This window comes from Protofrankia sp. CiP1_Cm_nod3, from assembly GCF_982290655.1.
The window spans coordinates 1-1,987 of the sequence record NZ_CEVIVD010000157.1 but is presented as its reverse complement, the minus strand read 5'-3'; the positions used below and the strand labels follow the sequence as shown (position 1 = coordinate 1,987).

The 1,987-nt window shown below is 73.8% G+C and carries 1 protein-coding gene; it reads left to right on the top strand.

The genetic code is table 11. The features are described from left to right. The first annotated feature begins 284 nt into the window (after positions 1 to 284). Positions 285 to 1,952 carry an ISL3 family transposase gene (locus AC5LUJ_RS20755; protein WP_493465561.1) on the top strand — a complete coding sequence of 556 codons (1,668 nt, stop codon included), beginning with the start codon at positions 285 to 287 and terminating at the stop codon, positions 1,950 to 1,952. Positions 1,953 to 1,987: the final 35 nt, after the last annotated feature.

Here is a 1,987-nt window from a genome sequence, read left to right as displayed (position 1 = left end):
GAGGGCGGGCCGGCTGGGTCGCCGAACGCCACCGGTGGCTGGCGGGGTACGCGGGACGGCCGCACTGGCCTGGTCCGGGGCCGTGGTGTCCGCGTGGGGCACGCCGCGTCGGCCGGGAGCGCGACCGTCGACCTCCCCCGCGTCCGTGTTTCCCGGCCGTGCCAGCGGGCGCGCACCGGCTGCGCGGGCCGGGGGTCTGGGGGCCCGTCAACGAGAACGCACCCGCCTGCCTGGCAAGATCGCGACTTGTCGAAGGTCCGTGATCGCCGGGAGACGGGTGCGTCGTGTTCGAGGGTACGGGTGCGGGGCTGGCCGCGTTGCTGGGGCTGGCGGGGTGTGTGGTCCGGGACCTGGAATGGGAGAAGGACGGGTCGGCGACGCTGCACGTGCTCGCCGCGCCGGGGGCGGTGGCGTGCTGCCCGGACTGCGCGACCGCGTCGGGGCGGGTCAAGGAGTGGGCCGCGCACAGCGCGGCGCACCTCGCGCTGGTCCCGGTGCGGGTGACGCTGCACAAACGGGTGCTGGCCTGCGAGAACGGCGACTGTGTCCGGACACGGTTCGTCGAGGACGTCGCGTTCACGGCGCCGGGTGGGCGGGTGACGCGCTGCGCGCTCGACACGGTGGCGCACCTGATCGGGGACGCGATGGTGTCGGTCGACACGGCCGCCCGCTGGGCGGGGATCGCCTGGCACACCGCGCACGGCGCGTTCGTCGCGCTCGCGGAGCGGGAGGGGATCAGGGTCGGTGACCCGTCCGAGGTCGGCGAGGTGCTCGCCGCGGCGCTCGCGGACGCGGCCGCCGCGGACCCGGGCCTGGCCGGTGACCTTCTCGCCGGCGAGTCCGGCGACGCGGAGGATCCGGACAGCGAGCCGGTCGGCGGCCACCTCGACGTTCTTTCCCCTGGCCCGCCCGACACATCCACGCCCGGCCAGGCGTCGAGGCTGGTCAGCGGCCCGGCGGCGGACCCGGCCACACCGGCCGGCGGCGCGGCGGCCGGGCCGGACGCCCGCCGGCGGATCCAGGCGGTGTTCGGAACGCTTCCGGACGTCCGCGTCCTCGGGATCGACGACCACCGCCGTGGCCGCCCGCGCTGGCACCGCGACCCGGTCACCGGGAAATCGGTGCGGGACGCGGACCGGTGGACGACGGGTTTCTACGACTCGACCGGCGGCAACGGTCTGCTCGGCGCCGTCGAGACCCGCACGAAGATGCCCGCCGTCGCGTGGATCCTCGCGCAGCCGGCCGAGTGGCGCGCCGGGATCCAGTACGTGACCATGGACCTGTCCAGCACCTACCGGGGCGTCGCCCGCGCCGCCCTCCCGGACGCGGTCATCATCGCGGATCTGTTCCACGTCGCCCAGCTGATCACAAAGATGGTCGCTGACGTGCGCCGACGCGTGTCCCGGGAGGTCCGCCGCCGGCGCGGCCGGGCCAGCGACCCCGAGTACAGGTACAAGAACCTGTTCGTCCACGGGCCACTCCGGCTCTCCGAACGAGGCCTGAAGAAGATCCACGAGGTGCTCGCGCTGCTCGCCGAGATCAACGCCGACGCCGCCCACGACCTGCGCGTCGCCTGGACTGCCGCCGGCCACCTGCTGCGCCTGCTCGCGCTCGCTCCGTCCCGGACCGGCCGGGCGACCAGCCGCACCGACATCGCCCAAGGCCTCTACCGCTTCTTCGACTACGTCGCGACGTTCGGCCGTGACGTGCCCGAACTCGTCACCGCCGCCGAGACCATCGACCACTGGCGCGAACCGATCACGACAGGGGTGCTCACCGGGATCACCAACGCCACCGCCGAGGGGATCAACAGGCTGACCAAACTGGTCTACCGGGTCGGGTTCGGACTGACCAACGTCGCCGACCAGCAACGCCGCGCCCGTTACATCGCGTCACGTGCCGCCCGCGCACCCTGGCGACCCACCGTAACCGCACCAGCGATCACAGCGTAGTCAGGCGAACACAACCTCCGGTGATCTGCGGAGAG